An 18,681-nucleotide genomic window follows, 5' to 3' on the forward strand; every position below is an offset into this window, starting at 1 on the left:
GCCTATTTTTGTTTCGCTTTGGCGAAGGCGTCAGCAAAGGCTGAACCCATTGCAGAATTGCTAGCCGGTGCCGGTTTCGGTGCCGGCTTCTTTTTGCCCACAGTTTGCGGTTTGCCCGTCGTTGTGGCAGGTGTAGTTGCTGCCTTGGCGTGCACCTCATCGTCTAACCGCATAGTGAGACTGATACGTTTACGCGCCACATCTACCTCAAGTACTTTTACCTTAACAATATCGCCCGCTTTAACTACTTCGCGTGGGTCGCTGACGAATTGATGTGAAAGTGCGCTGACGTGAACCAAACCATCTTGGTGCACACCGACGTCGACGAAGGCGCCAAACGCGGCAACATTCGAGACAACGCCTTCGAGGGTCATACCAGGCTTGAGATCTTCTACCTTTTCGACACCTTCTTTAAATTCGGCCATTTTGAACTCAGGACGCGGGTCGCGCCCCGGCTTTTCCAACTCACGCAAGATGTCTTGGACGGTCGGTAAACCGAAACTGTCATCGGTGTAATCGCGGGCATCTAATTGCTTTACGAAAGCGCTGTCGCCAATGATTTGTGCTACTTCTTTACCATGCTGTTGGGCGATGCGCTCAACCACTGGGTAAGCTTCTGGGTGAACTGCTGAACCGTCAAGCGGTTGCACGCCATTCATGATGCGCAAAAAGCCTGCGGCCTGTTCAAAGGACTTAGGCCCCATGCGTGCGACGTCAAGCAGCTTTTTCCGCGTTGCGAAGCGCCCGTGTTGGTCACGATGCAGCACGATATTCTGCGCGAGCGTTTTATTCAAACCCGCGACGCGGGCGAGTAGCGCGACAGAAGCCGTATTGACGTCGACACCTACTGCGTTGACACAGTCTTCAACCACGGCATCGAGGCTCTGCGCGAGCTGTGCTTGGCTCACATCATGTTGATACTGACCAACGCCAATCGATTTCGGCTCAATCTTTACCAGCTCAGCGAGTGGGTCTTGTAACCGTCGGGCGATAGAAACCGCACCGCGCAATGACACATCAAGATCAGGAAATTCCAGCGCAGCCAACTCTGAGGCGGAGTAAACTGAAGCACCGGCTTCGTTCACCATGACTTTGGTTGCTTTGACCTCTGGATTGCCTTTCAGCATATCGGCCACAAGCTTGTCGGTTTCCCGTGAGTGCGTGCCGTTACCGATGGCAATCAGTTCGACTTTGTGTTGCTTACACATACCCACCAAAGTGCGAATCGACTTGTCCATTTGGTTTTGCGGCTGGAACGGGAACACCGTATTGGTCCCCAATACTTTGCCAGTACTATCAACGACCGCGACTTTGATCCCAGTACGCACACCCGGGTCCAGTCCCATTGTCACTTTAGCTCCTGCAGGCGCCGCCATGAGCAAATCTTTCAAGTTGTTGGCAAAGACTTTAATGGCGTCAGCTTCGGCGCGCTCGCGAACGCTACCAAAGAGCTCAGTTTCCATGTGTAGCAATAATTTGATGCGCCAAGTCCATTGTACGGTCTGGCGCATCCAGTCATCGGCGCTACGCTTGCTATGCTGCCAGCCGATGTGGCGGGCAACCAAATACTCACCATGACTGGGTGCTTGCGGATCCTCCTGTTGCGGATCGGCATTCAGCTTTAGTTGCAAAATCCCCTCGTTGCGTCCGCGAAATAAAGCTAACGCACGGTGTGAAGGAATTTTCTTGAGCGCTTCACTAAAACTAAAGTAATCGCGGTACTTCGCGCCCTCTTGTTCTTTGCCATTCGCCACTTGGCTGGTAATTTCGGCGTTTTCCCACAGGTATTGGCGTACCTGTTTGAGCAACTGAGCGTCTTCGGCAAAGCGCTCCATCAAGATAAAACGTGCGCCTTCCAGCACTGCTTTGGTATCGGCGAAGCCTGCGTCGGTGTTGATAAAATCTTGCGCTAAGCTTTCTGGATCTTGGTTCGGATCAGCAAGTAAGCTATCGGCTAACGGCTCAAGACCTGCCTCAATTGCGATTTGACCTTTGGTGCGACGCTTCGGTCGGTAAGGTAGGTACAAATCTTCCAACTCAGTCTTAGATTCAGTAGCGCGAATCGCACGCTCCAAGTCCGGCGTCAATTTCTCTTGTTCGCGAATACTGGCAAGAATCACTTCGCGACGCTCATTGAGCTCACGCAAATAGGTAAGACGCTGTGCTAAGGTGCGCAACTGGGTATCATCAAGTCCGCCGGTGGCTTCTTTGCGATAACGCGCAATGAAAGGTACGGTTGCGCCATCATCAAGTAGCGCGATAGCAGCGTTGACCTGCTGCGAACTAACAGCTAATTCGTTCGCGATTTGCTGGGAAATCGAGCTCATAATCTCTCTCTTCTGGGGCTATGCAAAAATTTGGGGCGCCAGTATAGCAGTGTTCAAGCGCCTTTCGTAAGCTGATAGCAGATGTCCGTTATCCACCATTCTTTGACACCGGTCGGGGTCGGGACGCGAATGTCATCATCCACTTGTTTGCCAAGTGCTGCGCGAGCCATCGGCGAGTCGATGGAAATCACTGATTTATCGTCATATATCTCATCAGGACCGACAATGGAAAAAGTGCGTTCTTGGCCCTCAGTATTCTCGATGGTGACAGTTGCACCAAAAAACACTTTACCTTCTTGAGCTGGCGCGTAATCGACAATTTTCAGTTCTTCTAAGCGCTTGCGCAAAAAGCGGATGCGTTTATCAATTTGTCTTAATTTTTGCTTGTTGTATTTGTAGTCGGCATTCTCGGAGCGATCGCCCAAGCTGGCAGCCCAAGCAACTTTTTCGGTGGTCTCACGGCGCTCGACACGCCATAAGTGGTCTAATTCATTTTGCAGTTTTAGATAACCGCGTCGGGTGATGAGTGCTGTACGTGCCATAGTGTCTTGCGAGACTCACATTCTGCTTGCTGTTGAGGTTAAACTCGCTCATGGTAATCGCATCACTCCTTGGATGAAAGTCTTTAGATTTTAGTCTAGGGTTAAAGAAAGCTTCATAAAAAAGAATCGTGAATGACTGCATCAGCTACGCAACGGCATCGTGTCACTCGTTTTGGTCATACCGGCAGCAACCTTTTAGTTGCCCATGGGTTTGGTTGTGACCAAAACATTTGGCTGCCGACCGTCGAGCTATTGAAAGACAACTATCAGGTTCTGACCTTTGATTGGGTTGGGAGCGGTCCTGCCAACGAGTTGCCAGAAGATAGCGAGCGTTACGAAACACTTGCGGGTCATGTGGATGATCTTATCGAGCTCATCGACGCATTGCAGTTGCAGCGCTGTTGTTACGTTGGACATTCAGTCAGCGGCTTAATCGGTTGTCTTGCGGCGATCCGGCGTCCCGACTTGTTTGACCAAATTATTGCTATCGGTACGTCACCTCGTTACCTGAACGATCCGCCAGATTATTACGGCGGCTTTACCCGTACTGAGGTGGATCAGTTGATGAACATGATGACGCGTAACTTGGTGAATTGGGCTGGGCACTTAGCACCAGCAGTGGTCAATCAACCGCACCGACCTGAACTCGCGGAAAAGCTGCGGAGCAGTTTTACTTCGTCAAATGAGCAGATGTTGCGACAGTTTGCCGCAGCCACCTTCTACTGTGACCATCGTAGTGCACTGAGTAAGGTGCCGGTGCATGTTGATCTGCTGTACTGCGAAGAAGATGTGATTGTGCCGGTTGAAGTCGTACATTACATGGCTCAGCACTTACCCAGTAGCAGCCTCTGTAAAATTGCGGCCGCGGGTCAATACCCTCACATGAGTCATCCAGACTTAGTAGCACAGGCGATACACCAGTGTTTGACCAAGTAACCAGCAATCAGCTATGGAATGGCCTCCCGCTCGGTTGTTTCGTGTTAGACGAGAACGGCAAAATCGTCAGCTGTAACACGCGGATGTGCGAAATACTAACCGTTACCCACGCAGAAATGCTTGGCCTCGCGTTTAGCAAACTTTTGACTCCGGCAGGACGATTATTTTACCTCACCCACGTGCTGCCCCAATTGCAGCAAGGGGCGCTAGTCGAAGAAGTCTACCTAACCTTAGCTGGTGAGCAGGGCGATAGTCTGCCGGTGCTGCTCTGTGCCACAGTATTTGCCGAAGCAAACAACGTTTATTATCTGTGCACTGTCATGCCCATGCACCAGCGTAACCAAATCGAAGAGCAACTTGTTGACCTGAACCAGCGCCTGCAACACCTAGCGACAACCGACCCACTTACCGGCTTAGCGAATCGCCGCGCACTAGAAGAGAAGGTCAACGCGATCTTAAAAAGTGCCAAACACGAACAGGTGAGTATCGCCTATGTCAGTCTCGACCTTGATTACTTTAAGTCCATTAATGATACCTATGGACATGGTATCGGTGACGACGTTTTAAAAGAGGTCGCACGCGTCCTCCGCGCCACTGTGCGCGATACAGATTTTGTCGCACGCTCGGGCGGCGAAGAATTCACCCTGTTATTGGCTGGCATCAACCAGCGGACCTTACTCTTTTGCGCGGAAAGGTTTAGAAGCGCGATTGAGCAGATCAAAACCTTTCAATTCGGCATCACGGCAAGTTTAGGCGCCACGCTTGTGGAAGAAGACGATACGCTACTGGCCATTATGGCACGTGCGGACAAAGCGCTTTACGATGCTAAAGACAGCGGCCGCAACTGTATTTGCGTGCGTGAAAAACATTTCGATACAAAAAGCGATTGTTCTGAGTAGCTTGTTGATTGGCAAGCACTCAGCCTTCTTTTATAGTGCAAGCAACGGATTTAATGTGGGGAACACAAAGCATGTCGCAAGAAACCTTCAAGATTCTCGTGGTCGATGATGACGCGCGGTTGCGTGGATTGCTCGAACGCTACTTAACGGAGCAAGGTTTTTATGTGCGCTCGGCGGCCCAAAGCGAGCAAATGGACCGCTTATTGGAGCGCGAGAACTTTCACTTGATGGTACTTGATTTGATGCTGCCAGGCGAAGATGGCTTATCGATTTGTAAACGTCTACGGCATGACAATAACGAAATTCCGGTGGTCATGTTGACAGCCAAAGGGGACGAAGTTGATCGAATCATTGGTCTGGAGCTTGGCGCCGACGACTATCTGGCGAAGCCCTTCAACCCACGCGAGCTACTGGCTCGTGTGCGTGCTGTGTTGCGCCGCCGTGGTAAAGAAATTCCGGGCGCTCCGAGCACCGACGACGAAGAGATCAGCTTTGGCGAGTTTCGCCTCAATTTAGGCACGCGTGAAATGTACCGCGGCGACGAACCCATGCCACTGACCAGTGGCGAGTTTGCGGTGTTAAAAGCACTCGTGACCCATCCGCGCCAACCGATGTCGCGAGATAAACTCATGAACCAAGCGCGTGGACGTGATTATAGCGCCCTCGAGCGCAGTATTGACGTGCAAGTATCGCGTTTGCGACGCATGCTCGAAGTCGATCCTGCGAACCCTCGTTATATTCAAACGGTCTGGGGCTTGGGTTACGTATTCGTGCCTGACGGTAGCAAGAAAGTTTAGGCAATGCGTCTCTTTCCGCGGTCTGCGTTCGCCCGCACTGTAGCGCTGATTGCGTTGCTGTTGCTGATCAACCAAGTGGTTTCCTACATCATGGTGGGTCTCTACGTGGTAAAGCCAAGCATGCAGCAAATTAGCTCAGCGGTTGCTAAGCAGGTGCAGGGAATTGTCGTGCTTGACCAGTGGCTAACCGATGCGGAGATGACTAGTACTGAGAAACGGCTGTTAGCCGAACGCTATTTGGCTGCGGTCGAAGTTGAAGGTTACACAGAGTCGCAGGCGTTAACGAATGGCCTAGCTGATGCTTCCACGTATAACTTTCTATCCAATCAAATGAGTCAGCAATTGGCGTCAAGTACTGAAGTTCGCATCTCACAAGACGACATTTATTATGTCTGGATTAAAACAGAATCTCTTCCTGGTTATTGGTTGCGCTTACGCCTCGATACCTTTGATGAGGCACGCTTTTCACCATTGATGTTTTATCTAATCTTGATCGGTGCGCTAAGTGTCTTAGGCGGCATGTGGTTTAGTAATTGGCTGAATCGTCCGTTAAAAGCCTTACAGGCAGCAGCCCGTCAAATCGGTCGCGGTGATTATCCCGAGCAGTTACCGGAGCGCGGCTCGACTGAAGTGATTGCGGTCACTCGGGCGTTTAACCAAATGGCCCAGGGCGTTCAGCAACTCGAACAGGACCGCGCGCTGTTGATGGCGGGGGTTTCGCATGATTTGCGGACACCGCTGACGCGTATTCGTCTTGCCACAGAAATGATGCCAGCAAGTGAGGATTACCTGGCCGAGGGAATCATCGGTGATATTGACGATATGAACGCCATTATCGACCAATTTATTGATTATGTTCGAGTGGATACGCTCAGTGATAATGATTGTGAAAACATCAATTATTTAGTTGAAGACGTCGTTGGTCACGTCCCAGAGAGCTGGCATACACATATCGATGTGCATTATGGCGAAGTGCCGAAAATTCCAATCCGCGCGATTTCGATTAAACGTGTATTGCTCAATTTGTTGGAGAATGCCGAGCGTTATGGCGGTGATAAAACTCTCGTCGAAACTGGCTATGACAGCGCGCGTGAACGGGTATGGGTAACCGTAAGTGACAACGGTGAAGGGATTCCTGCGGGGCAAGTAGAACATGTGCTACAGCCCTTTACTCAAGGTGACAAAGCGCGTGCAACCAAAGGCTCAGGGCTAGGTTTAGCCATCGTAAAACGGATTATTGAACGCCACGGCGGGCGTATTACTTTTGGTCGCAGTCAGCGCTTAGGAGGCTTGGCAATCCGGATTGAACTGCCAAGCCAAAAAGCGGTGCAAGCCGCAAACTAATCGCGAACGCGATTGAGCCCGTTCAGGGCTGCTACCCGATAAGCTTCAGCCATAGTGGGATAGTTAAAGGTGGTATTGACGAAATACTCAATCGTATTGCCACCATTCTTTTGCTCCATGATCGCCTGGCCGATGTGAATAATTTCCGCAGCCCGTTCACCAAAGCAATGAATACCCAGTACTTCTTTGGTATCTCGATGGAACAATAATTTAAGACTCCCAACTGCCATATTGGAGATTTGCGCGCGCGCCAAGTGCTTGAATTGCGCGCGGCCTACTTCGTAGGGGACTTTTTGCTCGGTTAACTCTTCTTCGGTTTTACCGACCGAACTGATTTCCGGAATCGTATAGATACCTGTCGGGATATCGCTAACCAGTCGTTTTTGGCAATCACCTTCGAGCATTTCAGTGGCACAAATACGGCCCTGGTCATAGGCTGCGGATGCTAACGATGGGTAGCCAATGATGTCACCAACCGCGAAAATGTTATCAACCTCGGTTTGATAAGCTCCAGTGACCTCGAGTTGGCCGCGATGATTCGGTTTTAAACCAACGTTTTCAACGTTCAGCTCTTCGATGTTACCAGAGCGACCATTGGCATAGAGTAAGCAATCGGCATCAAGGCGTTTGCCGGATTGCGTGTACAGAGTTACGCCATCTTCGTGCCCTTCAATACGCTCGTACTCTTCATTATGGCGAATCACCACGCCGTTGTTACGTAGGTGATAGCTTAAAGCGTCAGAAATTTCTGCATCTAAGAATGACAACAATCGGTCGCGGGTATTGATAAGGTCTACTTTCACCCCTAAGCCGCGGAAAATACTCGCGTACTCACAACCGATGACGCCGGCACCATAGATAATAATACTCCGCGGCTCATGTTTGAGCGACAATACCGTATCGGAGTCATAGATACGCTCGTGGTTAAAATCAACATCTTCAGGGTGATAAGGGCGTGAGCCAGTAGCAATCACTACTTGCTTGGTGCCAATGTATTCGATGGTGCCGTCAGCCTGAGTGATTTTTAGGGTGTTACGGTCTTCGAAAGAGGCAACCCCATGTAAGACGGTAACGTCGTTGCGCTGATAAAAACCACTGCGCATTTGTACTTGTTGTTGAATCACTCCTTGGGCGTGCCGCAAGATATCCGCAAAGGTCAGACTGCGCGGGCGCAAATCACCGACGAACAGCGGGTTACTATTGAATTCGATGAGGCGACTCACCGAGTGGCGCAGGGCTTTTGAAGGAATGGTTCCCCAATGGGTACAACCACCACCAAGCGAGCTATGTTTTTCGATGATCGCGACATTACGGCCTTTCTTGGCCAGTTGCATTGCTGCTCCTTCACCACCAGGCCCACTACCGATGACTACGGCGTCATATTGTGTCGTCACTTCGCGCATCAAATGCTCCTCGTTGTTGTACCGCTTAATTCAAGTGGTTATAGTAACCGAAACCCTAGGTTGTGAGCCAGTAAAGCAGGCTTATTCTCGATATCAGTATGGCAGATGAATATGGCCCGAAAACCTGTACCCGAAATTCTTCAACGACAAATTGTAGCGCGCAGTCGGTTGTTGCGCATCGAAGCTGTTGATTTACGTTTCAGCAATGGTGTAGAGCGGCAATTCGAGCGTATGCAAAGTAGCGGCCGCGGCGCAGTTATGGTGGTGCCTTTTATTGATGACGAGACGCTGATGCTGGTACGTGAATATGCCGCCGGCTTACACAACTATCAGTTAGGTTTTCCGAAAGGCTTGATCGATCCCGGTGAAACCCCAGAGCAAGCCGCCAACCGCGAACTCAAAGAAGAGATTGGTTTCGGCGCGCAAGAACTAATTCCATTGAAAAGCGTGACCATGGCGCCACAGTTCTTCGCTGCCACTATGCATATCTTTATCGCGCGTGGGTTATACCCTGAGCAACTCGAAGGGGATGAGCCTGAACCCCTCGAACAAGTACCATGGCTTTTGAGCAAAGCTGAGGCTTTGCTTGAACAAGAAGATTTTACCGAAGCCCGCAGTATTGCAGCTTTGTTGATGACCTTGAGGGAATTGCAACGGTGAACGATGCGAACGAGTTAGCGTGGCTGCTCGAAGGGGCGGCGAAAATCGCTCAGCAGGCCGGCGACTTGATTATGGAGCAATACGAAGAGCAAGCGTACGCGACCTACGAAAAGTCGGATGCGTCGCCAGTAACAAGTGCCGACTTGGCGGCCCATCGCTTGATTACGGCGAAGCTGAATGCCTTGACGCCAGATATACCGGTGCTCTCAGAAGAGGGCGCACACCTGTCGCTTGAAGAACGCCAACAATGGCCGCGTTACTGGTTGATAGACCCGATTGATGGCACTCAAGAGTTTATTGCGCGCTCGGGTGATTTCACCGTAGTGATTGCCCTAGTTGTGGGACAACAACCAACGCTGGGGATCATTTACTGGCCCGCGGGCGACAAGCTCTACTTAGCGCAACGCGGCGCTGGCGCGTTTCGGCGCGACGTCAATGGCGAGCAACAGTTACAAGTACGCAAGGTTGCCAAGCCAAAGGATGACCCGTTGATTTTGGCCATTAGCCGCAGGCAGCCGCGCGAGCGTGTGCTGGCGCGCATGAATCCAGACCGTGAACTCAGCACCTTGCCTGCTGGCAGTTGTTCGTTAAAGGCGTGTTTAATCGCCGAAGGCGCGGCCGACTGCTTTTTACGCGTTGGGCCTACGGGGGAGTGGGACACCGCTGCAGCTGAGGTGATCGTAAGTGAAGCCGGTGGCAGCATTGTCAGCGAACATTTTAAGCCTTTGACCTACAACCAAGAAGCGAATCTAGGCAATCCCAATTTTCTCATTTTAGGGGATGCACAAGTACCATGGCAGCAGGTATTTATTCGTCATCAAACGCATCCGGAGGCATGATGTTGAGTGTTTCATGCAATTCTGACCATACCAAAACGGCTTCCCCGCGTTGCAGTTGCGCGCGCACATCTTCGACTTTTTCGGCGAGGCTCTTTTCTTCCCAACCGTAGTCGGTACCCTCACGTAATACATAAGACTCGATCACACTGTCCAGTGTTTCAGCGCTAAGTTGTTGCCATGGAATTAACATGATGCGTCACTCTCCTCGGCTATTTGCATGGCCTCTTCAGCCGCCATCCAAGCTTCTTCCGCTTGATTGAGGTGTTGCTGAGTTTGTGCCTGTTGTTCCAGTAGCTGTTGCAGGCGTGCCTTATGTTGCTCTTCGTAAAGCGAGTTATCGGCTAATAGTTGGTTCAGTTCGGCCAACTTCTGCTCATGTTCGTGTACCAGCTTTTCATATTTCGCCACGGCATCTTTAAATGGCTTCAATCGTGCACGGCGCTCCGCGGCTTCGCGTTTTTCTGCTTTGCGGTCGCTTTTGCCCGAGCTGGTAGTATCACCGGAAGATGTCGAACTGCTCTGACTTTGATTTTGCAGCCAGCGATGATAGCCGTCGAGGTCATCATCAAACAACTCAACTCGGCCGTTGGCGACTAAGAAAAAATCGTCGACTGTGGTACGTAATAAATGTCGATCGTGGGATACGATGACCATTGCGCCTTCGAAATCCTGTAAGGCAAAAACCAATGACTCGCGCATCACGCTGTCGAGATGGTTCGTCGGCTCATCAAGCAATAACAGATTAGGTTTTTGGTAAACAATCAATGCTAACACCAACCGCGCTTTCTCGCCGCCGGACATAGGGCCCACGAGGCGCGTGGCTTGATCGCCTGAAAAACCAAAACCGCCCAGAAAATCTCGCAATTGCTGTTCGCTAGCTTTGCGATCAAGGCGTTGCAGATGTTGTAGCGCACTCGCTGCGACATCAAGCGTTTCCAGTTGATGCTGCGCGAAGTAGCCAAGTTTGATGCCTGGATTCAGTTCCAAAATGCCTTTTTGTGGCTTGATTTCACCAGCCAATAGCTTGACCAGGGTCGATTTACCCGCGCCGTTGCGTCCGAGTAAGCCAATCCGGCTACCAGGGACTAAGTTAAACTGAATGGACTCCAAAATCACCTTGTCGCCATAGCCAGCTTGTACTAGTTCGAGTTTCAGTAGCGGGTTGGGCAGTTGCTCTGGTGGCCGAAATTGAAATTGGAACTGGCTATTAGCGACAATGGGTGCGCTGCTTTGCAACCGTTCTAATGCTTTGATGCGGCTCTGTGCTTGGCGAGCTTTGCTGGCTTTATAGCGAAAACGATCGATGTAACTTTGTAAGTGCTTGCGCTGCGCTTGCTCTTTTTCAAATTGTGCTTGTTGTTGTGCAATTTGCTCAGCTTGCTGACGCTCGAAACTACTGTAATTGCCGTTATAAGAGGTCGCAGTTTGGTGTTCAATATGAATGATTTGCTGACAGATAGCATCGAGAAAGTCGCGGTCATGCGAAATCAGCAGCAAGGTACCCGGAAAACGTTGCAGCCAGTCTTCTAACCAGAAGATGGCGTCTACATCTAGGTGGTTGGTAGGCTCGTCGAGCAGCAATAAGTCGGCGCGGGCAATCAGCGCTTGGGCAAGGTTTAAGCGCATGCGCCAGCCACCAGAAAATGCTTTCACCGGTTGCTGAAACTGTGCATCGGTGAAGCCTAAACCGGCGAGTAAAGCGGCTGCTCGGGCCGGAGCTTCGTAAGCGCCGATAGCGGCGAGCTGATCGTGGAGGCGACCGATGGCATGACCGTCATCTTGTTGTTCTGCCTGAAAGAGTTGATCCTCTAACTGCCGTAACTCAGTATCACCATCAAGCACAAAATCGAGCGCGCTGCGGTCGAGCGCAGGAGTTTCTTGCTTGACGCTGGCGCTACGCCACTGCTGCGGCACTTCACAATCGCCTTGCTCGACTTGCAGTTCACCACGCAGCAAGGCAAACAGTGACGATTTGCCAGTACCATTGCGACCGACCACGCCAACATGATGGCCTGGAAAAATCGTCAAATTGGTGTTCTGTAGCAGTACCTTGCCACCGCGCATCAGCGCCATATCGCGTATCGAAATCATGCACATCCCACGCTGCAGAGATGCAGCTTGTGTTAACTAAAGAATCTGCGACAATTATACCCGAAGCAACCTGAGGTGAATATGGCTCGAACACGCAAACGCTTTATCGCTGGCGCGGAATGCCCAGCATGTCATGCAACAGACACCTTGCAGTTACAAATAACTGAGCGCAGTGATGGGACGCTCGACGAGACAGTGCACTGTGTTGCATGCCAACATTCTTTTAGCGAGCAAGACAAACAACCTAAGGCTGCGGCAACAGCTGCAGATACAGTCAAACAGGACAAAAATATTATCGGTATCTTTAAGCCGGAGTAATTCCCAATCGAAATAACTACAAGGAACATTTCATGGCAAGTCAACTTTCGCTCGTTTATCTTGGTTTATGGCTTATTCTCGTAACCTGGTTAGTGCAGTGGGCGGTTGCCGCGGCAGTTAAGGCAAAGCAACCCAATGCAGTCCCCGGCAAAGTCCCTGAAAACATCAGTCACGAATCGCTGGTCTTTCGTACCCACCGCACCTTCATGAATACCTTAGAAAATGCGCCGATGTTCTTGGCTAGTGTCTTCGTTGCTTTGTTTATCGGCATCGACAGCGAATGGTTTGGCTATTGGGTGATGTTATTTGCCATCGCGCGGATTGTGCACATGGTGCTGTATTACGCCATTGCCACTGAAAAGAATCCAAGCCCACGTAGTTGGTTCTTTGTGTTGGGAGCGATAGCTAATGTTGCAGTTTTGGTGCAAATCGCGCTCGCGCTGATGTAAAACTGTCATGCAAAGCGTGCTTTTTGATCTCGCTTACGCGCTTGGAATCGGTTTGATTCTTGGCTTAGAGCGTGGTTGGAGTCAGCGAGGCCGCGCCGACGGCCAGCGTTTTGCAGGCCTGCGGACTTTTGCTATTAGCAGCTTGCTCGGCGCGGTGCTGTTATTGGTCAGTCAACAATTAGCCGAGCCAGCGTGGCCACTGTGGCTCGGTGGCTTGATCAGCTTTGCGTTGCTGATCATCGTTGCGCATGTATTGGAATCTCGCAGTAATGCCGACTTAGGTATTACCACACCAACCACTTTACTACTCACGTTTTGTTTAGGTGCTCTCTGCGTTGCCGGTCAAGTCATGCTAGCCGTGCCCATAGCAATTGTCGTAGCCTTGTTATTGAGTTTAAAGCCAGTACTCCATCAGTGGGTAGAACGCCTTCAGCAACGTGAATTACTGGCGATTTTACAAATGCTGGTGATCAGTGTAGTGGTGCTGCCGTTGTTGCCAAACGAGGGATATGGCCCAGGTGCCGTGCTCAATCCGTATTTAATTGGCTGGATGGTGGTACTCATTACCGGTATTTCATTTGTTGGTTATTTTGCCAGTAAATTACTGGGTCCACATCGTGGTATTTTGCTAACGGGAGTGCTTGGCGGTATTGCTTCTTCGACTGCAGTAACGCTCAACATGGCCAAGTTTGGCAAAGAAAGCCGCGTTGGTCATCACTTGTTTGTGGCCGCTATCTTGATTGCCAGTGCCACGATGTTTCCTCGGGTACTGGTTGAAGTAGCGGTAGTCAATCGAGCGCTGCTTAGTTGGTTGGTGTTACCTCTGGGGGTGATGACCCTAACGAACTTTATTGGTGTGATTTGGTTATTGCGCCGCCGACAGTCGACCGAACTGCAAAACGAAGTCGTGGTGAAAAACCCGTTTGATATCTTCACTGCGCTCAAATTTGCTGGGTTACTGGTGGCCGTTCTCGTGATTGCACATTATGCGCATCTCTATTTTGACGATGCAGGCGTGTATGCAGTCGCAGCAATTTCCGGTCTCACCGACGTTGATGCGATCACTTTGTCATTGGCGAAGCTGGCGAACAATAGCCTCGCTGATGAAGTGGCTAGTTTTGGCATTTTGCTAGCTGCATCGGTGAATACGCTTGTAAAAGTAGGCTTAGTTGTCGCACTAGGACATCGCAACATGTGGTTGCCGTGCGCGGTGGTCTGTGGTCTCGCTATTAGTCTCGGTTGGTTGAGTTTGTGGATGCTGCAAATTGCAGTGTAAAGCTCTCTTAGCGTACTGGTGAAACGGCACGAATTCGCCTACACTATAGCCGCTTTAATGACACCACTTGAATCGTTTGCCGCATCGTTTTTCGTAAAGAGGAGTGCTCATTTATGACGCAGCAGTATCCTATCGGGACACCAGGGAAGCCATGGAGCTCAGCGGAGAAAAAAGCGTGGCTGAGCGCGCAAAGTAAACAGCGCGACTACGGCAACGACGTAGTACGTCGCATCGATCATCTGCGTGAACTCTTTCAGGTCGAAACCTATGGCGAGCTTGCTTATGCCGAGCACACCTATCCATTATTTATTGTCCGCAGTCAGCCTTGGCGAGATGATTTGCCAACGGCATTGGTGACTGGCGGAGTCCATGGCTATGAGACCAGTGGTGTTCATGGTGCCTTGTATTTTTTAGAGACCGAAGCGGTGAATCACTTGGCGCGCTTCAATCTTGTCGTCGCACCCTGTATTAGCCCTTGGGGTTATGAAACCATCAATCGGTGGAACCCTGATGCGATCGATCCAAATCGTTCCTTTGTCGTCAACAGTCCGGCTCAAGAATGTGCTTTGCTGATGAAGTATCTAGCGGCGCAGAATATTCAACCTGATGTGCATATCGACCTACACGAAACCACGGACACCGACAATTCGGAGTTTCGGCCTGCTTTGGCAGCGCGCGATGGCACCACCAACGACAACTGGAATATTCCAGATGGTTTTTACTTGGTTGCCGACAGCCAGCGTAGCGCGCCGGAATTCCAGCGTGCGATTATCGAGCAGGTGAAACCGGTGACCCATATTGCACCTGCGGATGAACATGGCTGCCTGATTGGTGCGCCGATGGTGCAAGAGGGTGTCATCGAATACGATGCGCAACCGCTAGGCCTTTGTATGGGCATGACGCAGGCGCGTTTCGTGACCACCACCGAAGTTTATCCTGATAGCCCGAACACCAATCCAGTCGAGTGTGTCGATGCACAAGTGGCAGCGGTGCGCGGTGCGCTTGAGTTTGCTGGGCAGCAACGTTAAGTGAGCGAGCAGCTGACTCCTGCTTGTCAGGCGGTGCAGAGCTGGGTGGCAGAAGTTGTGGTGGGTCTCAACTTCTGCCCATTTGCCCACCGTGAAGTCGAAAAGCAATCGATTCGTTACGTAGATAGTAGGGCACAGTCCATCGAGCAAGCGCTCACCGATTTAGTCCAAGCAATGCAAGAATTGTTGCAAGATGACGCGACGGAAACATCCTTGGTCGTGCTCAGTGAGGGATTCACAGAATTTGTGGATTATCTTGATTTACTCGACTATGTGGCACTCACGCTGCGCGAGTTTCAGTTGGAAGGTACGTTACAGATTGCGAGCTTTCATCCGCACTATCAATTTGCCGACACCGCTGAAGACGATGTAAGTAATTACACTAATCGTGCGCCTTACCCAGTATTACACGTTTTGCGCGAAGCGAGTTTAGCAAAGGCGCTAGCGCGCTATCCGTACCCAGAACAGATACCAGAACGCAACATCAAGATGGCTGAGCAACAGGGCAAGGCTTATTTCGATACCTTGCTAGCACGCTTGCGCGCCGCATCAAGCGTCGCGCGGTAAGCCTTTCTCCACTGCGCGGGTAAGGCGCAACACTTGTTTCGTCACACCTGCCGCACGGTCATGCTGGCGTTGTAATGCCCAATCTATGTGCTCATCCACCATGGCATTAACCTTACCTCGTTGTGCTTTGAGCGCGCTTATAATAGCGGGATCGTAAGGTGCGTTGCCGAGCGCGACCGCAAGATTACGCTGCCAACACGCAAAACCAATACGTCGAATCGGGGAGCCCTCAGTTTTTTGCAGAAAGGTGGCTTCGTCCCATTGCCAGAGTTCTAGTAATTCTGGCGCGTGCAGGTCTTTGCGTGGTGCAAAGTCGGCTTCGTCCGTCAGTTGCGCGTAACGATTCCAAGGACAAATGAGCTGACAATCGTCACAGCCATAAATGCGATTGCCCATCAGCGGCCGAAATTGTTCCGGAATAGCGGACTTTAATTCGATGGTTAAATAGGAAATACAGCGCCGCGCATCGACGCGATAGGGTTCAACGATGGCTTGAGTCGGACAGATAGTGATACAGGCTGTACAACTGCCACACTTTTCCGCGACGGGTTGATCGACAGGTAACGGCAAGTTAACCAGTAGCTCACCAAGGAAAAACCAAGAACCACCTTGCTCATCGAGCACTAATGTGTGCTTACCGGTCCAGCCTAGTCCGGCTTTCACTGCCAATGGGCGCTCCATAATCGGTGCCGAATCAACAAAAGGCCGATAATCAAGTTCGGCACAGGCGGCTTTGATACGTTCACCCAATTGTTTGAGACGTTTACGCATCAGCTTGTGATAGTCGCGACCCAGCGCATAGCGACTGATGTAGCCAAGGCGCGGATTCTTAAGGGTACGTGCAAAACCTGCCTCGGCAGGCAAGTAATTCATTCGCACCGATATTGCTCTGACACTGCCTTCATGGAGTTGCTCTGGTCGTGAGCGCAGCTCGGCATGCCGCGCCATGTACTCCATCTCGCCATGCATACCCGCGTCAAGCCAACGTTGCAACGCGGCACGTTCAGTGCTGAGGTCGAGATCAGTGATACCGACTTTCTGAAAGCCAAGTTCGTTACCCCAACGTTTAATATCTGCTGCAAGCTGCTGGAAATCCATGCGTGACGGTTTATGCTTAAGTGAATCGGAATGCAGAACACAAAATAACAAAAATCAGAAGGAGATGCACCGATGCAGATCAATATGCAGCATCTGGTCTTTAAGACCTCGCAAGTGCGCGAACGGGAATTAGAAGCTGCTGCGAGTCTATCAGTGAGTCCGGCACAACTCATGCAGCGGGCGGCGCAAAGCTGTCTCGCGGCGCTAGAGCGTCAGCAACCTGCGCCAGCTCGAGTGATGATTTTATGTGGCCCAGGAAATAATGGTGGCGACGGATGGGTGCTAGCGCGTTTGGCAAGTGCTGCTGGTTATCGCGTGCAAGTCGTCGCAACCGAGCCAAAAACCGCGTTGGCGAAGCAAGCCGCAACGGCTTGGCGACAGCAACAGGGCAGTGTAGAGCCCCTCGACAAGCTTGATCGCACCCATCTTGCTGAACAAGACGTCATTGTCGACGCGTTATTAGGCACTGGCTTAAGTCGTGAACTCGATGAACTGTATCAGTGCGTGGTTGAGACCTTGAACGATGCGAAGGACTTTCACAAGCTGTGGGTGCTCAGTATTGATTGTCCCACAGGACTGCAAAGCGATACTGGCGTGCCGATGCCGGTTGCCGTAGAAGCCGATTACACGGTCACCATGGTGGCGCTCAAGCCCGGACTACTGACCGGAAAAGCCGCGCATTTTACTGGGCATTTAGAACTAGCCGAGTTGGGCATTGCTCCTGCATTCCGTCAACTCGAAAAGCCAGTCGCCACGCTAATCGAGCAGGATGAGGTCATGCGCTTGCTACCGCCGCGCAGTCGTAGTAGTCACAAAGGACAGCATGGCCACGTTGTGATTGTAGGGGGCAACGTGGGCATGTCAGGAGCAGTGATTTTGGCGGGACGTGCGGCGTTGCGCTCTGGCTGCGGCAAGGTCTCAGTGCTCACCCACCCGCAGTCGCAACAAATCGTGGCGATGGCGCAACCCGAATTGATGGTGCAGAGTACCGCAGCTGAAGACCAACAAGCCATACAAGACTTCCTAAAGCGCGCCGATTGTGTCGTGTTAGGACCAGGCCTTGGCGATGATAAATGGGGGCAACGGCTCACCCAAGCAGTGTTACTAAGTGGTAGGCCGATGGTCGTTGATGCCGACGGATTAAATCTGTTGAGTCGCCATGATGAATGGTGGCCAGCGCATGAACATCTCTGGCTAACACCGCATCCTGGAGAAGCGGGTCGGTTACTCGGCATAACCACCACAGAGGTGGAGCAGGACCGTTGGCAAGCAGTGCAAAAGCTCACTGCGAAATCGCAGGCGCACGTTGTCCTCAAAGGTTCAGGTTCGCTCATTGCGCAAGCGCAAAGTCCTCGTATTCGTGTGTGTCGACGGGGAACACCGGCATTGGCAGTCGGTGGTTCGGGCGATGTGTTGAGCGGGATTGTTGGTAGTTTAGTGGCACAAAAATTACCAGCTGAAGCCATCTTGCCATGTGCTGTTTGGTTGCATGCGGTGGCGGCTGAACACGCTGCAAAAGGCGGCGAACGTGGTACACTACCGAGTGATTTGTTGGAACCGTTGCGGAAATTAGTAAATCCATGACCGAACAGAGTTTAAGTTTAATTGACGAAGCCGCATTGTTAGATGTAGCCGCGCGATTAGCAACAGTAGTGCAAAAGACGCCATCGACAAAACCATTAACTATTTACTTGGTAGGTGAATTAGGCGCGGGAAAAACCACGTTTAGCCGAGGTTTTATTCAGGCCTTCGGACATCAAGGAAAGGTAAAAAGCCCCACTTACACTTTGGTCGAAAGCTATGATTTGCCATTATGGCAGATACATCACTTTGATTTATATCGGCTGGCAGATCCTGAAGAGCTTGAATTTATGGGCATTCGCGATTACTTTGACAGTCAAACCATAATTCTGGCGGAGTGGCCGCAACGCGGTAAGGGCGTGCTACCAGAGCCAGATCTAAAAATCGTTATCGATTACGCTGACGAAGGGCGAGCGATGACATTAAGTGCGCTAACAACAAGAGGTCGAGAGTTACTCGATAAGCTCTAACATGCAACGCTTGTGGCTAGTTTTCATAACACTGTTAATAGTGGGCTTTGTTGTAC

19 protein-coding genes are annotated in these 18,681 nt (G+C 51.2%); 13 read left to right on the plus strand and 6 right to left on the minus strand.

The annotated features are described in order from the left end of the window. Window positions 1-2 precede the first annotated feature (2 nt). Complete coding sequence (locus IDAT_RS11880; protein WP_034733955.1) at window positions 3-2,327, minus strand: Tex family protein; 2,325 nt, start codon at window positions 2,325-2,327, stop codon at window positions 3-5. 53 nt (window positions 2,328-2,380) lie between these two features. Continuing rightward, window positions 2,381-2,869: a transcription elongation factor GreB gene (gene greB / locus IDAT_RS11885; protein WP_034733958.1), complete on the minus strand. Its 489-nt coding sequence runs from the start codon at window positions 2,867-2,869 to the stop codon at window positions 2,381-2,383. A 132-nt stretch (window positions 2,870-3,001) separates the two neighbouring features. Between greB and IDAT_RS11890 the strand changes: the two genes are divergently transcribed. The 4 genes from IDAT_RS11890 to envZ all read left to right on the plus strand — a co-directional run bounded on the left by IDAT_RS11890 (window position 3,002) and on the right by envZ (window position 6,845). Next, entirely contained in the window at window positions 3,002-3,805 is an 804-nt protein-coding gene (locus tag IDAT_RS11890) for an alpha/beta fold hydrolase (RefSeq protein WP_034733960.1), read from the plus strand. After that, window positions 3,790-4,704: a sensor domain-containing diguanylate cyclase gene (locus IDAT_RS13060; RefSeq protein WP_051986803.1), complete on the plus strand. Its 915-nt coding sequence runs from the start codon at window positions 3,790-3,792 to the stop codon at window positions 4,702-4,704. Before IDAT_RS11890 ends, IDAT_RS13060 begins: the two co-directional genes overlap by 16 nt. 71 nt (window positions 4,705-4,775) lie before the next feature. Beyond that, a complete protein-coding gene (ompR, locus tag IDAT_RS11900) occupies window positions 4,776-5,501 on the plus strand; it encodes an osmolarity response regulator transcription factor OmpR (RefSeq protein WP_034733963.1) in 726 nt (241 codons plus the stop codon). 3 nt (window positions 5,502-5,504) lie between these two features. Then, on the plus strand, window positions 5,505-6,845 hold the full coding sequence (gene envZ / locus IDAT_RS11905) for a two-component system sensor histidine kinase EnvZ (protein WP_034733966.1): 1,341 nt from the start codon (window positions 5,505-5,507) through the stop codon (window positions 6,843-6,845). On the opposite strand, the gene sthA is transcribed toward envZ, so the two are convergent. Then, window positions 6,842-8,248, minus strand: coding sequence for a Si-specific NAD(P)(+) transhydrogenase (gene sthA / locus IDAT_RS11910; protein ID WP_034733969.1), 1,407 nt, complete (start codon window positions 8,246-8,248; stop codon window positions 6,842-6,844). The two genes, envZ and sthA, sit on opposite strands and share 4 nt — an antisense overlap. 111 nt (window positions 8,249-8,359) lie before the next feature. Here sthA and nudE point away from each other — a divergent pair, with 111 nt between their 5' ends. Together nudE and cysQ are read left to right on the plus strand one after the other, a co-directional pair. Next, window positions 8,360-8,908, plus strand: a complete 549-nt coding sequence (gene nudE / locus IDAT_RS11915; protein ID WP_034733971.1) for an ADP compounds hydrolase NudE — start codon at window positions 8,360-8,362, stop codon at window positions 8,906-8,908. Then, window positions 8,905-9,747, plus strand: a complete 843-nt coding sequence (gene cysQ, locus IDAT_RS11920) for a 3'(2'),5'-bisphosphate nucleotidase CysQ (protein ID WP_034733974.1) — start codon at window positions 8,905-8,907, stop codon at window positions 9,745-9,747. Before nudE ends, cysQ begins: the two co-directional genes overlap by 4 nt. On the opposite strand, the gene IDAT_RS11925 is transcribed toward cysQ, so the two are convergent. Next, a complete protein-coding gene (locus IDAT_RS11925; protein WP_034733977.1) occupies window positions 9,716-9,937 on the minus strand; it encodes a YheU family protein in 222 nt (73 codons plus the stop codon). The genes cysQ and IDAT_RS11925 overlap by 32 nt on opposite strands. Next, on the minus strand, window positions 9,931-11,838 hold the full coding sequence (locus IDAT_RS11930) for an ATP-binding cassette domain-containing protein (RefSeq protein ID WP_034733980.1): 1,908 nt from the start codon (window positions 11,836-11,838) through the stop codon (window positions 9,931-9,933). Before IDAT_RS11930 ends, IDAT_RS11925 begins: the two co-directional genes overlap by 7 nt. Window positions 11,839-11,919: 81 nt before the next feature. Between IDAT_RS11930 and IDAT_RS11935 the strand changes: the two genes are divergently transcribed. From IDAT_RS11935 to IDAT_RS11955, 5 genes are all read left to right on the plus strand, one after another. Further along, a complete protein-coding gene (locus IDAT_RS11935) occupies window positions 11,920-12,156 on the plus strand; it encodes a YheV family putative zinc ribbon protein (RefSeq protein WP_034733982.1) in 237 nt (78 codons plus the stop codon). 32 nt (window positions 12,157-12,188) lie between these two features. Beyond that, window positions 12,189-12,605, plus strand: coding sequence for an MAPEG family protein (locus IDAT_RS11940; RefSeq protein ID WP_034733984.1), 417 nt, complete (start codon window positions 12,189-12,191; stop codon window positions 12,603-12,605). Window positions 12,606-12,612: 7 nt separating this feature from the next. Next, on the plus strand, window positions 12,613-13,881 hold the full coding sequence (locus IDAT_RS11945; protein WP_034733985.1) for an MgtC/SapB family protein: 1,269 nt from the start codon (window positions 12,613-12,615) through the stop codon (window positions 13,879-13,881). 113 nt (window positions 13,882-13,994) lie between these two features. Continuing rightward, entirely contained in the window at window positions 13,995-14,909 is a 915-nt protein-coding gene (locus tag IDAT_RS11950) for a M14 family metallopeptidase (protein ID WP_034733986.1), read from the plus strand. After that, a complete protein-coding gene (locus tag IDAT_RS11955; RefSeq protein WP_244441654.1) occupies window positions 14,910-15,476 on the plus strand; it encodes a DUF1415 domain-containing protein in 567 nt (188 codons plus the stop codon). Here the strand turns inward: IDAT_RS11955 and queG are convergent. Beyond that, on the minus strand, window positions 15,459-16,574 hold the full coding sequence (gene queG / locus IDAT_RS11960; protein ID WP_034733987.1) for a tRNA epoxyqueuosine(34) reductase QueG: 1,116 nt from the start codon (window positions 16,572-16,574) through the stop codon (window positions 15,459-15,461). The genes IDAT_RS11955 and queG overlap by 18 nt on opposite strands. Before the next feature lie 72 nt (window positions 16,575-16,646). On the opposite strand from queG, the gene IDAT_RS11965 reads away from it, so the two are divergent. After that, window positions 16,647-18,158 carry a bifunctional ADP-dependent NAD(P)H-hydrate dehydratase/NAD(P)H-hydrate epimerase gene (locus tag IDAT_RS11965; RefSeq protein ID WP_034733988.1) on the plus strand — a complete coding sequence of 504 codons (1,512 nt, stop codon included), beginning with the start codon at window positions 16,647-16,649 and terminating at the stop codon, window positions 18,156-18,158. Continuing rightward, window positions 18,155-18,625: a tRNA (adenosine(37)-N6)-threonylcarbamoyltransferase complex ATPase subunit type 1 TsaE gene (tsaE, locus tag IDAT_RS11970; RefSeq protein ID WP_034733989.1), complete on the plus strand. Its 471-nt coding sequence runs from the start codon at window positions 18,155-18,157 to the stop codon at window positions 18,623-18,625. The genes IDAT_RS11965 and tsaE overlap by 4 nt, the downstream gene beginning before the upstream one ends. Window positions 18,626-18,681 lie beyond the last annotated feature (56 nt).

The sequence above is a fragment of the Pseudidiomarina atlantica genome (assembly GCF_000753735.1).
GTDB classification, from domain to species: domain Bacteria; phylum Pseudomonadota; class Gammaproteobacteria; order Enterobacterales; family Alteromonadaceae; genus Pseudidiomarina; species Pseudidiomarina atlantica.

Coding starts and splice junctions, on each gene's coding strand:
- IDAT_RS11880 (WP_034733955.1), bottom strand. CDS start 2,327: ATGAGCTCGATTTCCCAGCAAATCGCGAACGAATTAGCTGTTAGTTCG.
- greB (WP_034733958.1), bottom strand. CDS start 2,869: ATGGCACGTACAGCACTCATCACCCGACGCGGTTATCTAAAACTGCAA.
- IDAT_RS11890 (WP_034733960.1), top strand. CDS start 3,002: ATGACTGCATCAGCTACGCAACGGCATCGTGTCACTCGTTTTGGTCAT.
- ompR (WP_034733963.1), top strand. CDS start 4,776: ATGTCGCAAGAAACCTTCAAGATTCTCGTGGTCGATGATGACGCGCGG.
- envZ (WP_034733966.1), top strand. CDS start 5,505: ATGCGTCTCTTTCCGCGGTCTGCGTTCGCCCGCACTGTAGCGCTGATT.
- sthA (WP_034733969.1), bottom strand. CDS start 8,248: ATGCGCGAAGTGACGACACAATATGACGCCGTAGTCATCGGTAGTGGG.
- nudE (WP_034733971.1), top strand. CDS start 8,360: ATGGCCCGAAAACCTGTACCCGAAATTCTTCAACGACAAATTGTAGCG.
- IDAT_RS11925 (WP_034733977.1), bottom strand. CDS start 9,937: ATGTTAATTCCATGGCAACAACTTAGCGCTGAAACACTGGACAGTGTG.
- IDAT_RS11930 (WP_034733980.1), bottom strand. CDS start 11,838: ATGATTTCGATACGCGATATGGCGCTGATGCGCGGTGGCAAGGTACTG.
- IDAT_RS11935 (WP_034733982.1), top strand. CDS start 11,920: ATGGCTCGAACACGCAAACGCTTTATCGCTGGCGCGGAATGCCCAGCA.
- IDAT_RS11940 (WP_034733984.1), top strand. CDS start 12,189: ATGGCAAGTCAACTTTCGCTCGTTTATCTTGGTTTATGGCTTATTCTC.
- IDAT_RS11945 (WP_034733985.1), top strand. CDS start 12,613: ATGCAAAGCGTGCTTTTTGATCTCGCTTACGCGCTTGGAATCGGTTTG.
- IDAT_RS11950 (WP_034733986.1), top strand. CDS start 13,995: ATGACGCAGCAGTATCCTATCGGGACACCAGGGAAGCCATGGAGCTCA.
- queG (WP_034733987.1), bottom strand. CDS start 16,574: ATGGATTTCCAGCAGCTTGCAGCAGATATTAAACGTTGGGGTAACGAA.
- IDAT_RS11965 (WP_034733988.1), top strand. CDS start 16,647: ATGCAGATCAATATGCAGCATCTGGTCTTTAAGACCTCGCAAGTGCGC.
- tsaE (WP_034733989.1), top strand. CDS start 18,155: ATGACCGAACAGAGTTTAAGTTTAATTGACGAAGCCGCATTGTTAGAT.